The sequence below is a fragment of the Empedobacter sp. UBA3239 genome (assembly GCF_002362875.1).
Lineage (GTDB): Bacteria > Bacteroidota > Bacteroidia > Flavobacteriales > Weeksellaceae > Empedobacter > Empedobacter falsenii_B.
This window is the reverse complement of sequence record NZ_DEVJ01000059.1, coordinates 1-21,282: the sequence shown is the minus strand read 5'-3', so window position 1 is coordinate 21,282 and position 21,282 is coordinate 1. Positions and strand designations below refer to the sequence as shown.

Annotated in this window: 20 protein-coding genes; 9 read left to right on the top strand and 11 right to left on the bottom strand. The window is 31.9% G+C overall.

Annotation, left to right across the window (positions count from 1 at the left end):
* The first annotated feature begins 29 nt into the window (after window positions 1-29).
* A complete protein-coding gene (gene metK, locus B4G36_RS08230) occupies window positions 30-1,289 on the top strand; it encodes a methionine adenosyltransferase (protein WP_291063289.1) in 1,260 nt (419 codons plus the stop codon).
* Window positions 1,290-1,347: 58 nt separating this feature from the next.
* Here metK and B4G36_RS08225 read toward each other — a convergent pair whose 3' ends face one another.
* On the bottom strand, window positions 1,348-1,725 hold the full coding sequence (locus B4G36_RS08225; protein ID WP_291063287.1) for a hypothetical protein: 378 nt from the start codon (window positions 1,723-1,725) through the stop codon (window positions 1,348-1,350).
* 95 nt (window positions 1,726-1,820) lie between these two features.
* The gene (locus tag B4G36_RS08220) at window positions 1,821-2,204 is read right to left on the bottom strand and encodes a hypothetical protein (RefSeq protein ID WP_291063285.1); all 384 of its coding nucleotides are present in this window, start codon (window positions 2,202-2,204) and stop codon (window positions 1,821-1,823) included.
* Window positions 2,205-2,349: 145 nt separating this feature from the next.
* Here B4G36_RS08220 and fabG point away from each other — a divergent pair, with 145 nt between their 5' ends.
* Window positions 2,350-3,093 carry a 3-oxoacyl-[acyl-carrier-protein] reductase gene (fabG, locus tag B4G36_RS08215; RefSeq protein ID WP_038336119.1) on the top strand — a complete coding sequence of 248 codons (744 nt, stop codon included), beginning with the start codon at window positions 2,350-2,352 and terminating at the stop codon, window positions 3,091-3,093.
* 82 nt (window positions 3,094-3,175) lie between these two features.
* Complete coding sequence (gene menD, locus B4G36_RS08210; protein WP_291063283.1) at window positions 3,176-4,846, top strand: 2-succinyl-5-enolpyruvyl-6-hydroxy-3-cyclohexene-1-carboxylic-acid synthase; 1,671 nt, start codon at window positions 3,176-3,178, stop codon at window positions 4,844-4,846.
* 20 nt (window positions 4,847-4,866) lie between these two features.
* Here menD and B4G36_RS08205 read toward each other — a convergent pair whose 3' ends face one another.
* The 6 genes from B4G36_RS08205 to B4G36_RS08180 all read right to left on the bottom strand — a co-directional run bounded on the left by B4G36_RS08205 (window position 4,867) and on the right by B4G36_RS08180 (window position 10,578).
* On the bottom strand, window positions 4,867-5,091 hold the full coding sequence (locus B4G36_RS08205) for a hypothetical protein (protein WP_291063281.1): 225 nt from the start codon (window positions 5,089-5,091) through the stop codon (window positions 4,867-4,869).
* A 399-nt stretch (window positions 5,092-5,490) separates the two neighbouring features.
* Entirely contained in the window at window positions 5,491-6,057 is a 567-nt protein-coding gene (gene efp, locus B4G36_RS08200; protein ID WP_038336113.1) for an elongation factor P, read from the bottom strand.
* Between the two features lie 19 nt (window positions 6,058-6,076).
* A complete protein-coding gene (lpxA, locus tag B4G36_RS08195) occupies window positions 6,077-6,862 on the bottom strand; it encodes an acyl-ACP--UDP-N-acetylglucosamine O-acyltransferase (protein ID WP_115002092.1) in 786 nt (261 codons plus the stop codon).
* Window positions 6,863-6,879: 17 nt separating this feature from the next.
* A complete protein-coding gene (locus tag B4G36_RS08190; RefSeq protein ID WP_291063279.1) occupies window positions 6,880-8,268 on the bottom strand; it encodes a bifunctional UDP-3-O-[3-hydroxymyristoyl] N-acetylglucosamine deacetylase/3-hydroxyacyl-ACP dehydratase in 1,389 nt (462 codons plus the stop codon).
* A gap of 6 nt (window positions 8,269-8,274) precedes the next feature.
* Window positions 8,275-9,300 carry a UDP-3-O-(3-hydroxymyristoyl)glucosamine N-acyltransferase gene (gene lpxD, locus B4G36_RS08185; RefSeq protein WP_291063277.1) on the bottom strand — a complete coding sequence of 342 codons (1,026 nt, stop codon included), beginning with the start codon at window positions 9,298-9,300 and terminating at the stop codon, window positions 8,275-8,277.
* An 87-nt stretch (window positions 9,301-9,387) separates the two neighbouring features.
* Window positions 9,388-10,578: an HD domain-containing protein gene (locus B4G36_RS08180; RefSeq protein WP_291063275.1), complete on the bottom strand. Its 1,191-nt coding sequence runs from the start codon at window positions 10,576-10,578 to the stop codon at window positions 9,388-9,390.
* Between the two features lie 276 nt (window positions 10,579-10,854).
* Between B4G36_RS08180 and B4G36_RS08175 the strand changes: the two genes are divergently transcribed.
* From B4G36_RS08175 to B4G36_RS08160, 4 genes are read left to right on the top strand one after another with little or no spacing between them, the layout of a single operon-like run.
* Entirely contained in the window at window positions 10,855-12,408 is a 1,554-nt protein-coding gene (locus B4G36_RS08175) for a bifunctional response regulator/alkaline phosphatase family protein (protein ID WP_291063273.1), read from the top strand.
* On the top strand, window positions 12,409-12,813 hold the full coding sequence (tsaE, locus tag B4G36_RS08170; protein ID WP_291063271.1) for a tRNA (adenosine(37)-N6)-threonylcarbamoyltransferase complex ATPase subunit type 1 TsaE: 405 nt from the start codon (window positions 12,409-12,411) through the stop codon (window positions 12,811-12,813). It abuts the gene before it with no gap.
* 6 nt (window positions 12,814-12,819) lie between these two features.
* On the top strand, window positions 12,820-14,025 hold the full coding sequence (locus B4G36_RS08165; RefSeq protein WP_291063269.1) for an alanine dehydrogenase: 1,206 nt from the start codon (window positions 12,820-12,822) through the stop codon (window positions 14,023-14,025).
* Window positions 14,026-14,042: 17 nt separating this feature from the next.
* Window positions 14,043-14,402: a hypothetical protein gene (locus B4G36_RS08160; protein ID WP_291063267.1), complete on the top strand. Its 360-nt coding sequence runs from the start codon at window positions 14,043-14,045 to the stop codon at window positions 14,400-14,402.
* Window positions 14,403-14,672: 270 nt separating this feature from the next.
* Here B4G36_RS08160 and B4G36_RS08155 read toward each other — a convergent pair whose 3' ends face one another.
* The 3 genes from B4G36_RS08155 to B4G36_RS08145 form a co-directional block, all read right to left on the bottom strand.
* Window positions 14,673-15,908 (bottom strand): porin, encoded by a 1,236-nt coding sequence (locus B4G36_RS08155; protein WP_291063265.1) that lies wholly within the window; start codon window positions 15,906-15,908, stop codon window positions 14,673-14,675.
* 67 nt (window positions 15,909-15,975) lie between these two features.
* Window positions 15,976-16,506, bottom strand: a complete 531-nt coding sequence (locus tag B4G36_RS08150; RefSeq protein ID WP_291063263.1) for a YqiA/YcfP family alpha/beta fold hydrolase — start codon at window positions 16,504-16,506, stop codon at window positions 15,976-15,978.
* Between the two features lie 148 nt (window positions 16,507-16,654).
* The gene (locus B4G36_RS08145; protein ID WP_291063261.1) at window positions 16,655-19,531 is read right to left on the bottom strand and encodes an alpha/beta hydrolase family protein; all 2,877 of its coding nucleotides are present in this window, start codon (window positions 19,529-19,531) and stop codon (window positions 16,655-16,657) included.
* A 118-nt stretch (window positions 19,532-19,649) separates the two neighbouring features.
* On the opposite strand from B4G36_RS08145, the gene B4G36_RS08140 reads away from it, so the two are divergent.
* Window positions 19,650-20,591 (top strand): MBL fold metallo-hydrolase, encoded by a 942-nt coding sequence (locus tag B4G36_RS08140; protein ID WP_291063258.1) that lies wholly within the window; start codon window positions 19,650-19,652, stop codon window positions 20,589-20,591.
* 150 nt (window positions 20,592-20,741) lie between these two features.
* Complete coding sequence (locus tag B4G36_RS08135; protein WP_291063257.1) at window positions 20,742-21,176, top strand: hypothetical protein; 435 nt, start codon at window positions 20,742-20,744, stop codon at window positions 21,174-21,176.
* The last annotated feature ends 106 nt before the right edge of the window (window positions 21,177-21,282 follow it).

Genomic DNA, 21,282 nt, shown 5'->3' with positions numbered 1-21,282 from the left:
TTCCCTCTATCATTAAAAAAAGTATAGAAATGTCATATTTATTTACGTCAGAATCAGTTTCTGAGGGGCATCCAGATAAAATTGCCGATCAAATTTCTGATTCAATTCTTGACCACTTTTTAGCATTTGATGCAAAAAGTAAAGTAGCTTGTGAAACTTTAGTAACAACTGGACAAGTTGTTTTAGCAGGTGAAGTAAAATCTAATTCTTGCATTGATTTACAACGTGTAGCAAGAGAAACAATTGCTGAAATTGGTTACACGAAAAGTGAATATATGTTTGATGCAAGTTCTTGTGGAATTTTATCTGCAATTCACGAACAATCTCCAGATATTAACCAAGGTGTAGACAAACAATCTGACGAAGAGCAAGGTGCTGGTGACCAAGGAATGATGTTTGGTTATGCTACAAACGAAACTGAAAACTATATGCCTTTGGCGTTAGATTTATCGCACAGATTATTGAAAGAATTAGCGCATATCCGTAAATACGAAAAAGATTTGTTACCATATTTACGTCCTGATGCTAAATCTCAAGTAACAATTGAATATGATAATGACAACAAACCTGTTCGTATCGATACTATTGTAATTTCTACTCAACATGATGACTTCGCAAACGAAGAAGCCATGAGAGATAAAATTACAAATGACTTAGTAAGTATTTTAATTCCACGTGTAAAAGCGCAGTTACCTGTTCATTTACGCGATTTATTTACAGATAGTATTACTTATCATATCAATCCTACTGGAAAATTCGTTATTGGAGGACCTCACGGAGATACAGGTTTAACTGGTCGTAAAATTATTGTAGATACTTACGGTGGTAAAGGTGCTCACGGTGGTGGTGCGTTCTCAGGAAAAGATCCATCAAAAGTTGACCGTTCTGCTGCTTATGCTGCGCGTCATATTGCAAAAAACTTGGTTGCAGCTGGTGTTGCTGACGAAGTTTTAGTACAAGTTTCTTATGCAATTGGTGTTGCTGCTCCAGTTTCTTTATTAGTAAATACTTTCGGAACTCAAAAAGTTGAGTTATCAGAAGGAGAAATTTCTACAAAAGTTTCTGAAATCTTTGATATGAAGCCTTTCGCTATCGAACAAAGATTAAAATTAAGAAACCCTATTTACAAAGAAACTGCATCTTACGGACACTTAGGTAGAGAACCAAAAACGGTTTCAAAACGTTTTGAATCAGCTAATGGACAAGATGTTGTTGAAGTTGAAGTTGAATTATTCACTTGGGAAAAATTAGACTTCGTAGATCAAATTAAAACAGCTTTCGGATTATAATCTGAAATTTTAAATCATACATAAAAAATCCACTCAATATTGAGTGGATTTTTTATGTTTAATTTTTACTAATCGAATTGACTAACCAATATCGTTTTCCTTCTTTGTAAGAAATATTGATACTATCTCTAGAAAGCATAATCAGTTTTGTTGGTGTCCACCCCACGTTTCTTAACGAATTGCTTCCTGTCATTTCCATCTGGATATTTTCTATCGGATCAATTTTTTGAGTTGTGATAAAATCAAATTTATATAAATTCTTAGATTGAGAAACTTGCACTACTCCACTATCTTGTACAATTCCTCCTAAAGAATCTTGAAAAATAATAAATCGTTTTTCATATTTTTCTTTGTAAATAGTATTCTGGCTATCATCTTCATTATTACAAGAAAATATCACCATTAATACTGAAGCAAAACATACAATCGTTCTCATAAAACATCATTTTATATTTAACTATTTTCAGCTCAAAATATTGTAAAAAAAAGACGCTCACAACTGAACGTCTTTTCTATTGTTATTCCTAAAAATTATCTTGTTGCATTCGCAGTCCAAGTTTTACCATCTTTTGTATAAAGAATAGTTAATTTTGAATTATCAATTCTAATGTAAGATAATTCATCTGCTCCAACACTTACCAAAGTATTGTCACCTTTCTTCTCAAACTCAACACCGTTCAAATCTGGAATTTTATCAGAAAAAGCAAAATTATACTTTGTTCCACTTGCAATTTTAGTTACAAATACACTTCCATTATCAGCAGAAAGAGTATTATTTCCATCAACATAACTTATTTTTCCTTTATAAGTTCCTGCAAAGAAATCATTGTTTGCTGGATCATCATCATCGCTACAAGCCGTAAATACAAATAAGGCGAAAAATGTTACCGCCAAAAATTTCAATAAATTCTTCATGTTTTTATTTTTTTATTGGTTATAAGAATCAATGTTTTCAATTATAATACCACAAATTGTTAAAGAAAATTGATAAAGTAAATTTTAACATTTTTAACTCTCGTAAAAAATCGTATTTTTGAAGCAATATAAAATACCTATAAACATGAATTTATTGCAAGGTAAAACAGCAATCGTTACAGGCGCAACTCGCGGTATTGGAAAAAGTATTGCTGAAGTTTTTGTAAAAAATGGCGCTAACGTTGCCTTTACTTATGCTTCTTCTGTAGAAAAAGCTAAAGCTTTGGAAGAAGAATTGGGACAATTCGGTAAAGTAAAAGGATATCAATCTGATGCTTCTGATTACGAAGCTGCTCAAAAATTAGTAGAAGATGTAATTGCTGAGTTTGGTCAAGTTGATATTGTAATTAATAATGCTGGAATTACAAAAGATAATTTGTTGATGAGAATGTCTGCAGAAGATTTCGAAAAAGTAATTCAAACAAACTTAAATTCGGCTTTCAACTTAACAAAAGCAGTGATCAAACCGATGATGAAACAACGTTCTGGATCTATCGTGAATATGTCTTCTATCGTTGGAATCAAGGGAAATGCGGGACAAGCAAATTATGCTGCATCTAAAGCTGGTTTAATTGGTTTCTCTAAATCTGTTGCGTTAGAATTAGGTTCTCGTAACATTCGTTGTAATGCAATTGCACCAGGTTTTATCGAAACTGAAATGACAGAAGTTTTAGATCAAAAAGTGGTTGAAGAATGGCGCAATGGAATTCCATTAAAACGTGGAGGACAGCCTGAAGACGTTGCAAATGCATGTTTATTCTTAGCTTCAGATTTATCAAGTTATGTAACAGGGCAAGTTTTGAGTGTAGACGGAGGTTTACATACTTAATTCTTAAAAATATCATACTTTTTGAAAGGTTTTGTTTAGTAAATTTGCTAATCAAAACCTTTTATAATTTAAGACAACTACGTTGAGAAAAATATCAAATAAATTAAATGTTCAATTGATTGCCGAAACTTTTTTGGCTTTCGGAATTGAACATATCGTATTATCGCCAGGATCTCGAAACGGAGCATTAACGATGCAATTTGCGAATGACAAACGTTTCAAAACTTATAGTGTAATCGACGAGCGTTCGGCTGGATTTGTAGCTTTGGGAATGGCTCAGCAAATTCAGAAACCTGTTGTGGTTTGTTGTACTTCTGGTTCGGCAACGGCAAATTATTATCCAGCAATTACGGAAGCTTTTTTTCAAAATGTTCCTGTAATTGTACTATCTGCCGATCGTCCCGAACATTTAGTTGATAATTTTGATGGACAAACTATTCGTCAAAATAATTTATTCGAGCAACATTCTGTTCATAATGTTCAACTTTCCGAAAGTGAAGATACAGATGATTTAACGCGAAATATGTTGTTGACGAAATATGCATTGATTGATTGTATGCACAAATCTGCGCCAATTCATATCAATATGCCTTTTTCTGAACCTTTGTACGAGTCTGTAACAACACCAGATATTGAAGTTGATACAATTACAATTACTGCAAAAGATTATCCTGAAATTGATGTGATTGATTTTATGAAACGCTGGAATGCTTCGACGCGTAAAATGATTTTGGTCGGATTACATCATCCTGATGCCGAATTTGATCATTTTGTAAAACAATTAGCCCAAGATGATTCGGTTGTTGTGTTGACAGAAGTGACGTCAAATATTCATGATGAACGATTTTTCAATAAAATAGATCAAGTTATTTTCCCTTATTCGGAAGAAGAATTAGAAGCGTTGAAACCTGATGTTTTATTGACAATTGGGCAAAATGTCGTTTCCAAAAAGATTAAAAAATTCTTACGCGATCAAAAACCAACGCAACATTGGCATTTAGATGAATATTGGCAACCAGACACTTTCCAAGCATTAACAGATAAAATTGAGACGAAACCTGAATTGTTTTTAGAACAATTTGTTCCGTTTGTTAATCCAAAAGAATCAGAATATTACAACACATGGAATTCGATACGAGAAGCGAATAATATCAAACACAAAAATTACATCAATATGATTCCATTTTGTGATTTGAAAGCATTTGATTCTATTATCAGAAATTATCCTGAAAATTGGCAAATTCAGTACGGAAATTCGACAGTTATTCGTTACGGATTATTGTTTGATCATAACAATTCGAATCCTGTTTTCTGTAATCGCGGAACAAGTGGAATTGATGGTTCTACGTCTACAGCGATTGGTGCTTGCATCGCTTCTGAACAAAGTACGGTGATGATTACGGGAGATATTTCGTTTTTCTATGATTCGAATGCGTTGTGGAATGTGAATATGCCGAATAATTTTAGAATTATTTTGATTAATAATGGAGGCGGAAATATTTTCAAATTTATTCCTGGCCCTTCTAAAACAGATGTTGTTGAAGATTATTTCGAAACCAAACATCATTTTACAGCAGAACATTTGGCTAAAATGTATGATTTTGAATATAACGTTGTTTCAAATTTAACTGATTTAGAAAATACGTTCACTAATTTTTACGCAGAAAGTAATCGTCCGAAGATTTTAGAAATTGATACGAGAAATTCTGCTAACGAGGCAATTTTGAGAGGATACTTCAGTAGTTTGAAATAAAAATATTAGAAGAGAAATCATTAGTTTGGTTTCTCTTCAACTTTAAAAAATATTTTATCTTCATTTTCTTCTTTTAAAACTATCTCATACTTATTCGTATTAAAATAATTTTTCTTTAAATATTTCTTGACTTCAATAGCTCTATTTTCTGATAAACCTTTTTTACTATTTTTCCTTTGAGTACTAATAATAACTAATTTATCAATTTTATTCGTTTTACTCAATTTTATTATTTCATCTAACATCTTTAAATGATGATTTGCTAAATGTATTTGTTCAAAATTAAAAATTAATGATAAAGGAAATTTACAAATGACTTCTTACCACTGACATCCATTATTTTCTTTTGGACCTTTTACAGTTTGACAATGATCTTCAATATCAGGAATTCCATCTTCATTAGTATCAATCAACTCTTGAGCAAATAAACTTAAACTAAAAACAACAAAAAAAAATAATCAAAAGCTTTCTCATAATATCTCCATTTTTTAAAGCTATTTCTAAGGAATCAATAATATTTGTTTCAAACTGTTTTGAGTACTTCCAAACACGATCCGATAACTTAAATTGAGTTAATCTTGATTTTAACTAATAAAAAAAGTAGCTAAAATTAGCTACTTTTCTTTATAATTATTGAGAATTTATTATTCTTTAATACGTTCTACATAAGAACCGTCTTCTGTGTTGATTTTCACTTTATCACCTTCGTTGATGAATAAAGGAACACGGATTTCAGCACCAGTTTCTGTCGTTGCAGGTTTTGTAGCATTTGTAGCTGTATCACCTTTAAGACCTGGCTCTGTGTATGTAATTTCCATTACAACTGTAGTTGGTAACTCAGCTGCTAAAGCTGTTTCATCAGATGCACGGAACAAGATTTTTACTTCGTCACCAGCTTTCATAAATTGTGAATTATCAATTAAATCTTTGTTTAAATAAACTTGAGAGAAATCATCATTATTCATGAAGTGGAAACCATTATCATCTTCATATAAATATTGGTAGTTACGTGTTTCTACACGAACTTCTTCAATTTTATGACCAGCAGAAAATGTATTGTCTAATACTTTTCCATTAGTTAATGATTTTAATTTTGTACGAACGAAAGCAGGACCTTTACCTGGTTTTACGTGTAAAAATTCGATAATTTTATACGTATCATTATTAAAAATAATACATAAACCTTTTCTGATATCAGAAGTTGTTGCCATTTATTCTATTGTTATTTTATTAAACTCCCGAGCTATATCCTTTCATAATTCCGCGATCACTTGTATTGATAAAATCAAGGATTACTTCACGATAATGTGAATCTGGGAATTTTTCTAAGATTTGTTCTACAGCCTGAGATACGTTATTTTTTTGTTGATATAAGATTCTGTAAATACCTTGAATTTCGAAGATTTCTTCTGATGTGAAACCTTTTCTTCTCAATCCAATTGCATTAACTCCCGCATAAGCAACAGGATTTTTTGCTGCTTTAACGTACGGAGGAACATCTTTACGAATTTGTGTCGCACCAGCTACAAAAGCATGTTCTCCAATTTTTGTAAACTGATGAACCGCACTATAACCACCAATAAAAGCGAAATCTCCAACTTCTATATGTCCTGCTAAACCAACCGCATTTACGATTACAACATTATTTCCTACAACACAATCGTGCGCAATATGTGCAGTTGCCATAATCAAACAATTGTCACCAATTTTAGTATAACCTAATGCATTGGTTCCTTTGTTTACAGTAACGCATTCACGAATTGTTGTATTGTCTCCAATATATGTTAAAGTTTTTTCCCCTTCGTACTTCAAATCTTGAGGCTCACCAGAAATTACTGTACCTGGATAAATTTTACAATTTTTTCCAATACGCGCCCCTGACATAATTGTTACATTAGGACCAATCCATGTTCCATCACCAATTTCTACATCTTCGTAAACAGAAGAAAAAGGACTGATTGTAACATTTTCACCTATTATTGCAGTTGGATGAACATATGCCATCGGATGATTCATAATTTCCATTTCTTTAATTATTCTTTTGTAATAACTGCCATCATTTCTGCTTCCACAGCAATTTGGTTGTTTACATATCCAATTCCTTGCATATGAACAATTCCTCTTCTAATTGGTTCAACCAACTCTAATTTAAACACCAATGTATCACCTGGAATAATTTTGCGTTTAAATTTAGCACTTTCAATTTTCATGAAATAAGTTGAATAATCTTGAGGATTTTCTAATTCTCCTAAAATTAATAAACCTCCTAATTGTGCCATTGCTTCGATTTGCAATACACCCGGCATTACAGGTTCTTTAGGAAAATGTCCAACAAAGAAAGGCTCGTTCATCGTTACATTTTTCACACCGATTAAACCTGTTGCACTTTTAGAAATTACCTTGTCAATCAATAAAAATGGTGGGCGATGTGGTAATAACTTCATGATATCATTAATATCATAAACCGGTTCTGCTGTCAAATCAAATTCTGGCACTTTGTTACGTTGCGCTAATTTAATTTGTTTGCTTAATTTCTTTGCAAAATTTGTATTGGTATGATGTCCAGGCTTTGTTGCAATAATTTTAGCCTTCAATTTTTTACCTACTAAAGCCAAATCCCCTACAACATCTAATAATTTGTGACGAGCAGCTTCGTTTGGATAATGTAAAGTCAGATGATCTAAAATTCCATTCGGACGAATAGAAACATCATCTCTATTGAATGCTTTACATAATTTTTCTTTTGTTTCTGGTGTAATTTCTTTGTCAACATAAACAATCGCATTGTCTAAATCTCCACCTTTTACCAAACCAGCTTCCAACAATTGCTCTAACTCGTGTAAGAAACAAAACGTTCTTGCTTGAGAGATATCTTGTTTGAAGTTTTTGATAGATGTTAAAGTTGCATTTTGAGTTCCCAAAACTTTCGTTCCGAAATCTACCATTGCTGTAACTTGGTATTCATCTGCAGGAATCGCCGTGATTTCTGATCCTGTTTCTGGATCTATGTACGTTACAATTTCTTTAATTCTATAATATTCTCTGTCTTTATCTTGCTCTACAATTCCAGCAGATTCTATTGCTTCAACGAAAAAACGAGAAGAACCGTCCATAATTGGTGGTTCCGCATTGTCAATTTCAATGTAACAATTATCAATATCCATACCTACCAAAGCCGCCAAAACGTGCTCTGTGGTATGTACTTTAACTCCTTTCTTCTCTAAAGTTGTTCCTCTAGCTGTACTCACAACATATTGTGCATCAGCTTCTACTTGAGGTTGACCTTCTAAATCTGTTCTAACAAATACAAATCCTGTATCTGGTTCGGCTGGTTTAAATGTTAAGGTAACAAATTTACCTGTATGTAAGCCAACACCTTTTAGAACGGCTTCATTCGCTAAAGTTTTTTGTTTATCAGACATTAACTTTTACTTTTGTTTGTTCTCTTTTTCTAATTTATCGATTCGTTTCACAATTTCTGGAAACTTTCTAAAATGTACGTACGATTTTCTAAAACTTGACGCCTCCATTGCTGGCGAACCATACAATTGCGTTTTGCTTTCTACATCACCATTAATACCACTCTGAGCTTGTACTTGTACAAAATCTCCGATTGTCAAATGACCTGCGATACCAACTTGACCTCCAATCATACAATTACGTCCAATTTTTGTAGATCCTGCTACTCCACTTTGCGAAGCAATAACGGTATTTTTACCAATTTGAACGTTGTGAGCAATTTGAATTTGGTTATCTAATTTTACTCCTTTACGAATAATTGTTGATCCCATTGTTGCTCTATCTATTGTTGATCCTGCTCCAATTTCGACATTATCTTCAATCAAAACATTTCCTATTTGAGGAATTTTTTCGAAAGAACCATCTGGATTTGGCGCAAAACCGAAACCATCAGCACCAATCACAACATTAGAATGAATGATACAATTTTGACCAATTTCACACTCTTCATACACTTGTACGCCCGAATGTAAAACGGTATTATCACCAATCTTAGCATGATCGCCAATCGTTACATTTGGATATATTTTTACATTATTTCCAATCGAAACATTAGCTCCAATATAAGAAAAACTTCCAACATATACATTATCTCCTAGTTGCGCAGTAGAATTTACTTTCGTATATTCTTCTATTCCAACTTTATTATTTTTTATCGTATTGTAATACTGCAACAGCTGTGTAAAGGCTTGATAAGCATCTTCAACTACAATCAATGTAGACGAAATAGAATCTGTTGCCACAAAATCCTTACTCACAATCACAATAGAAGCGTTTGTTGTATAGATAAAATGCTCGTATTTCGGATTAGCCAAAAACGAAATCGAACCTTCTTTTCCTTCCTCTATCTTCGATAATGTGGAAACCTCTACATTTGCATCACCTGTTACGGTTCCTTGCAATAATTGCGCAATCTCTGCAGCTTTAAATTTCATAGTCTGCAAAACTAATAATTATTCTTAAAATTATAAAATGATTATTTAAGTTATTTAACTTTTTTGTCAAATTCTTCAAATCACTATTTAAACGCTGTGGTAATGATATTTTGTAATTTCTTGTTGCAAAAATTGCGTTAACAAACTTTTTTCTGAACTCGAAATTTCTTTTACCTCACCATTTTTATATAAAACCTTTATTGGACTTTTTGATTTTTCGTACGGAATAATTTTTATCGTTGTTTGTTCCACAAAATAACTTGCATCATCAATTCCTAAAGCATTTTCTACTCTATTTTTTTCAACCAAAATTTCTTCTTCGGATAATTTTGTATCCATCAAATATGATTTTGGTAATGTACGCTGAATGATATTTTTTGATAATTTACTCAAAATTAAATCATCATGAAACTGCCATTCTTTTATCGCTGATAAAACATCCGAGTCGTCCAAACGGGTAAAAATTTCTAATCCTTCTTTCGATAAACTTCCTACTTCATTTTCTTCTAAAAAATATTTAAAAGCAAACGTTGCAAAAAGATTTTCTCCCGCTTTTGTCAATTCTTTCGCTCTTCTCAAAACGCTAATCAAAAAATTCTCTGCTGTAAACGATTTCTTATGCATGTACACTTGCATGTACATAAACATACGCGCCATCAAAAATTTCTCGACCGACGAAATTCCCTTTGCTTCTATCACCAACTCATCATTCGAGACATTCATCATTGAGATAATTCGTTCCGGATTGATATTTCCTTCTACCACTCCTGTGTAAAAACTATCGCGCTTCAAATAATCCATGCGATCGCAATCCAACTGACTCGAAACTAATTGTGACAAGAACTTTTTCGGATAATTTCCTTTAAAAATTTGAATAGCTAGAGCTAATCGATTATCAAAAATTTGATTCAATTCTTCCATCAAACGAAGCGAAACTTCTTCGTGATGCGAACCATTAATTATAGAATGTTCAAGAGAATGAGAAAAAGGTCCGTGTCCCAAATCATGCAATAAAATCGCGATTAAAGCTCCATTTTCTTCTTCTGGAGTAATGTCGACGTTTTTTCTTTTGAGAATATTTAAGGCTTTTTGCATCAAATGCATACAACCTAAAGCGTGATGAAAACGAGAATGTCTCGCTCCTGGATAAACCATTTCTGTTAATCCAGTTTGCGTAATTCTACGAAGTCGCTGAAAATATGGATGTTGAATAATCTGATAAATAAGCTCGTTTGGAATCGTAATAAATCCATGAACTGGATCATTTACTATCTTCAACTTATTATTGTTTAATGGATTCAAACGTACTGTTTTGTCGGCAAAGATAAGAATTTTTACTCATTCAGAACGTTACTTTTTTGATTAAGAATAGTTTTTATAAAATATTTTAGATAAAAATCATTTTTGGAATTATTTATGCTAAATAATCATCGCAAATTTTGGGAAAACTACAATTTTGTTTAACATACAATTTTGATTTTAACATTTCCGTAATCGCTATATTTGGAATAATTCTAAAAGTAGAAATCAATATAAAAAATAAAAATATAACAAATGGCTATAAAAATTTTATGGATTGATGATGAAATCGATTTATTGAAACCACACCAACTTTTTTTAGAGAAGAAAGGTTACGAAACTACAATGATAAATAATGCGACTGATGCATTAGAAGAAATAGAAAAAGAGAACTTTGCGGCGGTTTTAATCGACGAAAATATGCCAGGTTTAAGCGGTTTGGAAGCTTTACCAAAAATTAAAGAATTACGTCCAAATCTTCCTGTTATTATGGTCACAAAAAGTGAGGAAGAACATATCATGGAAGATGCAATTGGCTCACATATAGCAGATTATTTAATTAAACCGGTTAATCCAAATCAGATTTTATTGAGTTTGAAAAAGATTTTGGACGCATCGAAAATTATTTCTGAAAAAACAGTGATCAATTATCAACAGGAATTCAGAAATATCACAATGGATATGATGAATGCACGCGATTATGAGGATTGGCAAGAAATTTATAAAAAATTAGTTTTTTGGGAACTTGAACTTGAAAATATCGAAGATACAGCACTTTCTCAAATCATCGAAAACCAGAAAAGTGAAGCAAATGCAGCTTTCTTCAAATTTATAGAACGTAATTACGAAGATTGGTTGCACGAGGACGAAGATCGTCCCGTTTTATCGCATACAATTTTCAATCAATTGGTTCGACCTCATCTTGGAAAAGATAAAAATGTTTTATTGATTATGGTGGATAATTTACGCTACGATCAATGGAAAGTTATTGAGCCAATTTTCAATCGTTATTATAATTCAGAAGCCGAAAATTTGTATTATAGTATTTTACCTTCGGCAACTCAATATGCAAGAAATGCGTTCTTTTCGGGTTTAATGCCTTTGGAAATTGAGAAAAAATATCCTGAATATTGGTTGAATGATACCGATGAAGGAAATAAAAATATGTACGAAAAAGAATTGTTAGGAGAACAATTAAAACGTCTTGGTTTTGGCGATTTATCGTATAATTATTTCAAAATTTTAAATTCTGATTTCGAGAAAAAAATTGCAGATGATTTTAATAATTACAAAAAGAATAATCTAAATGTAATTGTCTACAACTTTATCGATATTCTTTCGCATGCGAAAACAGACAACAAAATTGTTGGAGAAATTATTCGTGATGATAAAACGTATCGTTCGATCACAAAACATTGGTTTGAGAATTCATATTTAATGGAAATTGTGAAAAAAGCGGCGCAAGAAAAGATGAAAATTATTGTAACGACCGACCATGGAACAATTTACGTAAAAGAGCCTACGAAGGTGATTGGCGACAAAGAAGCGAGTACAAATTTGCGTTATAAATTGGGGAAACAATTGCAATACGATCCGAAAGATGTTTTGGCGGTTGAGCAACCAGAAAAATTCCTTTTACCTAAGGTTAATGTTACGTCAAAGTATATCTTTGCAAAAGAAAATTTATTTTTAACGTATCCAAAAAATTACAATCATTTCGTTAATTATTACAAAAACACTTACCAACACGGTGGAATTTCGTTGGAGGAAATAATTATCCCAATGGTTGTTTTAACACCAAAAATTTAAATGGAATTTATCATCAATAATTTAGACGAATTACCAGAAGTTGCTCAAAAAATAATCGATCAACTTCAGTATAAATTAATCACTTTCGAAGGAGAAATGGGAGCTGGAAAAACAACTTTTATCAAAGAGTTTGTAAAAGCTTTGGGAACAAATGATGAAGTTTCGAGCCCAACTTTTTCGATTGTTAATGAATATGACACCGATAATGGAAAAGTTTATCATTTCGATTTTTATCGTCTAAATCACGAAGATGAAGCCTTAGATTTTGGGATTGAAGAATATTTATATTCTAATCAATACTGTTTAATGGAATGGCCAAATAAAATTGCTAACTTTATACCAGATGAGCACCACACAATTACATTGGAAAATGTAGATGGAGTTCGTCATTTAAATTTTAGCTAATACTATATGGACGGAAAAAATATTTTCACGCCTTTTTCTCAGGAAGATCTTATTCCTCAACCCGAGCGTTTAGAGATTCCTCATAAGAAAGAACGCTTTGATATTGGAATTCCAAAAGAAACAAATAATCAAGAAAAAAGAATTTGTCTTTCTCCTGATGCAGTCGAAATTTTGATCAATAATGGACATCAAGTTACGATAGAAACTGGAGCAGGAGAAGGTGCAAATTATTCGGATAAAGAATATTCGGAAGCTGGTGCGCAAATTTCTTACAATACGCAAGCTGTTTTCGAGAAACCTATTATTCTAAAAGTTGGTCCACTTACTTTAGATGAAATTGATTGGGTGAAACCAAATGCGTTGATTATTTCATCTGTTCCGGCGAATACCTTAAGACGCGAATATTTTCAGAAATTAATTACAAAACGTGTAAACGCAGTTGGATTTGAATTTATTCGTGATGAACAAAATCATTTACCAGTCGTTCGTTTATTAAGTGAAATTGCAGGAACAACGGCAATTTTGGTCGCAAGCGAATTGATGTCTTCTACAAACGGAGGAAACGGAATTTTGATGGGCGGTGTAACAGGCGTTCGACCAACAGAAGTTGTGATTCTTGGAGCTGGAACGGTTGCAGAAAATGCGACAAAAACAGCTTTAGGTTTAGGTGCTTCGGTTCGTGTTTTTGATAATTCATTAACAAGATTAAGACGATTACAGCAAAATATCGGACAACGAGTTTCTACGTCTACATTAGATCCAAAAGAGTTAGGAAAAGCTTTGCGACGTTGCGATTTAGCAATTGGGGCACTACGTGGAGAAACACGTACACCTTGCGTTGTAACTGAGATGATGGTGCAAAATATGAAAGCAGGTGCTGTGATTATTGATGTAAGTATTGATCAGGGTGGATGCTTTGAAACATCTGAATTAACAACCCACGACAATCCGATTATTATTAAGAATGATATAATTCATTATGCGGTTTCTAACATCACTTCTCGCGTCGCACGCACCTCTACCAAAGCGTTGAGCAATTATTTCTTGTCGTATTTATTCCAAATTTCAGAAGAATCTGGTTTTGCGAATGTGGTACAATCGGATAAAACTATAAGAAATGGCGTATATTTGTACAAAGGAAGAATTGTAAAAAAGAACTTATGTGATTGGTTTGATTTACCATTTCACGACATTAATTTATTGATCATATGACGTTTACGCAAAGATTTATGAAGTATTTGATGGGAGTTGGAATTGGGTTAGTTTTCGTCGCTATGGCGTTTGGCCCTCGTGCTTTCTCATGTAATTACTTTCCAAATGCAAGAGTTTTGGATGAAGCTTTTTCAAAAAGATTAGCTATTTCACCAGAAGCTCAAGCATTTTTAAAAGCAGAAAATTTAGATTCTACATTCTTGAAAAAAGAATTATTCAAAAGAAGTAAAGTTGATTTTGATCACTCGAAAAAAGATCAAGTTCCTTGTAGAGAATATTTGGCAAAATACAAAAGCAAAGACAATACGAAAGATTATGATTTTGTATTAGAAATTTGCAAAGAAGATTCGAAATTAGTTTCTATCAAAAAGAAATAAAACAAAAAAACCACTTCGTTTGAAGTGGTTTTTTTATATGATTAATTTATAAATTTCAAAATTGTTAAGGCAATTACAAAGATTAGTATTGCGACAATAATTACATCTTTAAACTGGATTTTTTTAGTTACAAACTCTACGTTTCGGTTTTAAACTTTTTCTTTTTTTATTGGCTTGCATGGGTTGATATTTGTACTTCAAATTTATTAAATATTATCAAATATCAAACCTTTATTTTATTCCAAGATATTTAATTTACAATAATATATCTTAAATTCCAATTTCTATCTGAAAACGCGCGTACCAGTTGTTTTTCTTTTCCAAATTATAGAATTTTTGTTGCTCATATGTGAACTCTGCTTGTAATTTGAAAGCATGTTCCCAAATATATTTTGTTAAGCCTAACGTATATTGATTTGTATTTGGCGTAAACTCAAAAATATCTTTATCTACTGTTTGAGTTGAATAACGTCCTATCACCTCCCAATGTTTCGGAAATGTGTACGAACCTTGAAAATCCATCCCTTCTCCATTATAAATATAATTAAAATCAGAAATATCCGTAGGGTTATAAAATAACACATTATCCGAATTACGATTCATATAAGAATACATCAAATTCCAACCACGATATTTTAACATCGCATCCAAAAACAATGATTTTATATTAGCTGTTCCTCCACCTACAATATCATCTCCTAACATTCCTGCCGTTCTATGCGCTCTATCATTATAACTATAAGCTCCCGAAAGCATCAATTTTGGTGTTTGTTCATGAACTAAATCACCTTCATAATTGCTCCCTCCTTTTGTAAATTCTCCAAGTGGAAACAACTCAACTTTTCCCGTATAAGCTAAACCAGTATCTTTAAAATTTGTCCAATTTCGCCCTTCACCAGTAGAAATAGCTCCTCTCAAAATATATGAGAATTTTTCTTGATTTCTTTTATTGTATAAGACCTGAAATCCAAAATCGCGATCAATATTAAAATCAGCATTATTGATAGATCGATCCGTTAATTGTAATGCTCCAGAAGAATTAACACGTTGCCTATTTCCCGGAAGTTTTGTTTGACCAAATCCTAAACTCCAATGTTTATTTGGGTAATAGAAAATCATCGCATCACGAATAATATTCGTATTCTTCCCCTCTTCTGCTTTTCCAACATCTCCTGCAGCGAAAGATAATTGCATCGAATAACCAAATTTTGGATCTCCGATATATCCATCAAAACGTAATCTTAAACGACGAATTTGTCCATCAATATTATCTTCTTCTCCTTCATCATGATTATAACTAATGCGATTTTGCATGCGAAATCTAATGTTGACCTGATAAAGACTATCTGGAGAAGTAATCCCCAATCCGTTACCATAGCTGTAATAGGGCGACATCATATTCTTAAAATCTTGTACAGTTTTCTTTTTAGATTCTGTAGAATCTTTTACTTGCGCATACGAACTGATTGAAAATACAATAAGTATTAATATTAAAAATTGCCTCATGTTTATTTGTTTCTTGATTCGTGTGCAAAAATGCAGTTAATAAAATTAAATAATTGTAAAGCGTAAATTAAATTAACGTTAACAATAACTCGAAGTTACGTATTCGATGATTGTCATCAATTTCTATGATTTCGATTTGTTGTGGAAAGATATTTTGTTGAATTTCGAAAAAAGTTATTAGTTTTTCAAAATCCAAAACTTCGTCATGCACAGAAAGAAAAACCGTTGTATTTTCGAAACGATTCATATTGACTAAATATTGCGAAAGATTTTCAGGAAAATTATTTTCGACTTTCATTGAAACATCAACCAAAGGATTTAACAAAATCAATTCGCTCGATTTTCCATTTTCCTTTAATTTTTGTTGCAATTGCCAACCAAAATTCCCTCCAGTAGAGCTTCCTATAATTGTCAAATCATTTACCAAACCTTTTAAATGTTCGTAAGCTTCAAATAAAATAGTTGCAATATTCTCCTCCGTTTTCCATTCAATACAAATCGCTGAAGGATATTTTTTTAGAATAGTTTTGAATTTAGTTGAATTTGCCGAACTATTTAGTCCATGGATATAAACAATTTGTCGATTATTTGTATTCATATTCAGTGCAATTAAACCTTTAAATTAAACTTTTTCAATAAGTTAATCAAAATGAATTGTAAATTTAACAATATAATTGTGTTGTAAGAAATTCTTTTGACAAAAAAAGCGACCAAATAAATTTGATCGCTTTTTTTATTTTGTAAAGTTATTTCTCAAGATCGAAGCCCCAATCAATTCCTTTCTTAATTGCTGGAACTCCTTCTGTCATCCATTTTGGAGCAGGTTTATCTTTCAAATAATGATCAAAAAACTGAACTTGACGTTGCTGAATATCGTTTTTATTCGCACGTTTTATCAAGTTATGGTCATCACCATTATAATTTAACATCCAAACTGGCTTTTGTAAACGACGCAATGCCATAAACATCTCAATTCCTTGGTACCAAGGAACAGCACCATCTTCGTCGTTATGCATGATTACAACTGGCGTCGTAACTTTTGGCATATTGAACAAAGGCGAATTTTCGATGTATAATTCTGGCGCTTCCCACAACGTTTTACCAATTCTACTTTGTGTTTGCTCGTACTGAAATTGACGACTCATTCCCGTTCCCCAACGAATTCCACCATAAGCAGAAGTCATATTCACAACTGGCGCACCCGTCCAAGCCGCAGCATACATATTGGTTGCAGTAATCAAATGTGCCACTTGATATCCTCCCCAACTTTGTCCCTGTATGGCAATTTTACTACCATTTACCCACGTATTTTTCTTCAACGCTTCTACTCCAGAATTGATATAATCTTCAGCAGATTTCCCTGGATGACCAATCGTATACGAAATATCTGGTGTAAATACAATGTAATCGTTACTTACAAAATATGTATGATTAATACGAGAAGGCGTTGGCGCAGGCGCTTGATAACGATTCAAATTATCCGAAAGTTTTTCGTAGAAGTAAACAATCATTGGATATTTTTTATTTGGATCAAAATTCTCTGGTTTGTACACAACTCCAGTTGCTTCTTTACCCGAATACGTTTTCCATGTTACCAATTCACCGTTCCCCCACAAATAATCTTTTTGTTGCGGATTGATTGCAGAGATCTTTTTCTCATCTTTAAAATTAGTTGAAACATATACATCAGGCGAATTTTGGAACGATTCTTTTGTATAAATAAATTCGTTCGCATTCAACGCTTTCGTCATTTTTTGCGTTCCCCAAGTATTCGACATTACAACTTTTTCAGGATTTTTTGCGTTCGAAATGATAGTTTGATAAACTCCAGATTGTTTATTCTGATTATTAAAAGCACCTAAATAAACTAAATTATCACGATTAAGTGTTTTTATATCATCATTCAATTGATTGATATCAAACGTAATATTATGTTTACGACCAAAACCATTTGTCATATTTTCTGGACGACGATTTCCAGCCAAATCAAACTCCCAAATATCATAACGATCTTTGATTAAAACCGTTTCGTCATTATCAGTAAAATAGGCAACTCCATATTCTTGCGCTAAAGTTGGCGAATCATTTTCTTCGTCATAGAATTTCACTTTTAGCTTTTTATTCAGAACTTTTGTTTCCTTTGTTTCGATATTATAGCTCGACCAAAAACCATTTTCGGCATTATAAAAAACAGCAAATTTTCCATTTGGCGATATCTCTACTTTTCCAGCCAAAGCTTTTGCAAATAACTCGCGTTGTCCCGTTTTCGTATTAATGATATAATAATCTTTACGACCTGTTACATCCCAATTAGAGCTTAATCGATAGGCATTATCAGAAGTTCCTAAAGCAAAATTTGAATTTCCTTCATTCAATATTTCTACTTGATTCATATCCAAATCCGCTAATTGTATCACTTTTACAGGATTCGATAAATCAATCACTGATAAATACGAACGCTTTTTTTCACGCTCAAGATTCTTTAATTGTTGTGGTTGAATAAAATCGTCTTTGTAACTCCAAACATCCACGTTTGCATAATCATCAGCAATTAAAGTTGTGTCTTTGTCTGCTAATTTTGGCATCAAACCAATGAATAAAGAATTTCCATCTTTACTAAATTTTGGTTGACGATTTTCTGAAACTTGCCAATCTTTTTTCAATCCTAACAATTCAGATTTCTTAATTTGCTGTGAATTATTTGTTGCAGTATAATATAAATAATACGTTTTGTTTTCTTTTTTCTCATCATCAGAAGTTCCAACAAACGCTACTTTATTTGCTAATTCATCAAACGCAAATTGCTTGAAATCTCCAATTGTATCAACCAATTGCTTTTGTGCAAAAGTTGCGGTATTTACCAAGAAAACACCATATTTAGTTTTATCTAAACTATCTTTTTTCTCTTGTTTTGTCGAAAAAATTAATTGCTTACCATTATCACTAAACTCATAATTCATCACATTTTTGAAAGATTTTTTTTGGCCAGAAATCAAATTTCTCAACACCAATTCTAACGGCGTATCTTTTTTATCTTTTCCAGCTGGTTTAGAAGCTTTATCCTTCGTTTTTGTAGAATCTGACTTGTCTTTTTTATCATTCTTCGATTCTTCTTTTTCTAATAAATAAGCTAAAAAAGAACCTCCTTTTTTCGGTGTTTTGAATGATTTTATATTTGGTAATTTCTCGACTTGATTAGTTGCAAGATTTAATATTCCGATCGAATCTTTAGCAATTTCATGTTCCTTTTTCTTCTTGATTCGGACCAATTTCAAATCTTTATAAAAAGGTCGAATTTTAAAAACAGTAAATTTAGAATCTGCTGTAAAAACACTTTGTTCACCACGATGAAAACTTAGATTTTTATCCGTTTTCAAACCAAAAAAGTTCAATGTATTATCACTTTCTTGTGCATTAACTTGATAAGCAACCCACGAACCATTGTTCGATAATTCTTTCATTCCAATTGATTGCCATTCATCAAAAACAGTCAAATCTAATGGTTTCTTTTGCGCATCAACATTTGTTGCCAATAAAGCGATTGCCGCTGCATACATTGCTTTTTTTGTCATCAGTTGAGTCGCATAATTTCTCAATATTTTAGTAGATAATTTCGATTTCATTCTAACTAATTTTATGCGTTAATTTTATAGAAGTGTGAAAATACTAAAGTTTTTAGAAACTATGAGGATATTTTAGTTTAATAATACTTTCAGTTGTATTTTTGTTAAAATTCTTTTTATGAAAAAATATCTATTAAGTATTGGATTTGGAATTTCGATGATTGCATCAGCACAAAATATTCAGATTGTTCCACTTGGAGTTTATGGTGGTAGCAACGAAAGCAATCTTTCTTCTTATTTGATTGGTGAAGAAACGACAAATAGCTATTTGGCATTGGATGCTGGGACAATTCTTTCTGGAATCGATAAAGCAATAGAGAAAGGTACTTTTGAAGAACAAAATAGTAAAGTTCTGAAAAATTATATCAAAGGATATTTTATTTCACATGGACATTTGGATCATCTTTCAGGCATGATTATTAATTCTCCAGAAGATGCAAACAAGCCTATTTATGGTATTTCTGAAACAATTTCAGTTTTAAAAAATAAATATTTTACTAATGATGCTTGGGCAAATTTTGCCAATGAAGGCGAATCGCCAATTTTGAATAAATATTACTACAAATATGCAGAAATAGGAACACCTTTCACAATAGAAGAAACTAATTTTACAGGAACAATTTACGAATTGAGTCATGTAAATCCTTTGAAAAGTTCGGCAATATTAGTCGAAAATGGCTCAAATGCAGTCTTATATTTTGGTGATACAGGAGCAGATCGTATCGAAGGAACTAAAAATTTAGCAACTATTTGGAAAGCAATTGCGCCTAAAATTAAATCAGGTAAACTGAAAACAATGATGTTAGAAGTTTCTTTTCCTAATTCTCAACCTGAAAAATTATTATTTGGTCATTTAACACCAAAATTGATGAACGAAGAATTAGGTGAATTAGCGAAAGAAGTTGGAAAAAGTAAGTTGAAAGGTTTTACAATCATCGTTACTCATATCAAGCCAAAAGATGATTATGAGCAAAAAATTAAAGACGAATTGTTAAAAGATAATCCATACAACATCAATTATATTTTCCCTCAACAAGGTGAAAGAATAATTCTAAAATAAATAATAATTACGAATTTATCATTTAAAGTCAAGATAATTTTTAATCATTTTATTTTAGTCGGTCAATTTTTATTATTTTGATAAATTAACGCTATTGATTTTTCATTAATTCGTGTGTCTATTCTACATTTGAATAAACCATAAGAAAAAATGACCGCGCAAATAGGAGAAATTTTATTAATCGACAACCAACAATATATTATAGCCGAACAACCATTACATCATTATTTTAGAAAATTAAATCATCCACCTTATTTTACTCCGCCTTCGCCAACGTGCTGGAGAGGATATTATGGGAAATGGGAATTGAGAAATGACGAATTGTTTTTGATTAATTTCAGAGGATATTTGGATGATTTAGATGAAGTTGAATTGAATTATTTATTTCCAAAAAGAGAAGAAGTTTTTGCGAGCTGGTATTCTGGAATTATTAAAATTCCAAAAGGAAAATTATTACAATTTAATCAATTGACACATACATCTATTTATGAAGAAGATTTGATGCTGTGTTTTGAAAATGGAAAACTAATCGATTATATCGTTCATAGCAATTGCACAAATTCTGAACGAGAAGTTGAGATCTAATCAATCGAACGCTTCAAAGCTTGTCGGTGAATTCGTCTTGTTATTTGACCTTATTATTCTTTCGAATTCACCGATTTTTATAAAATAAAAAAAAGAGGCTGTCTCA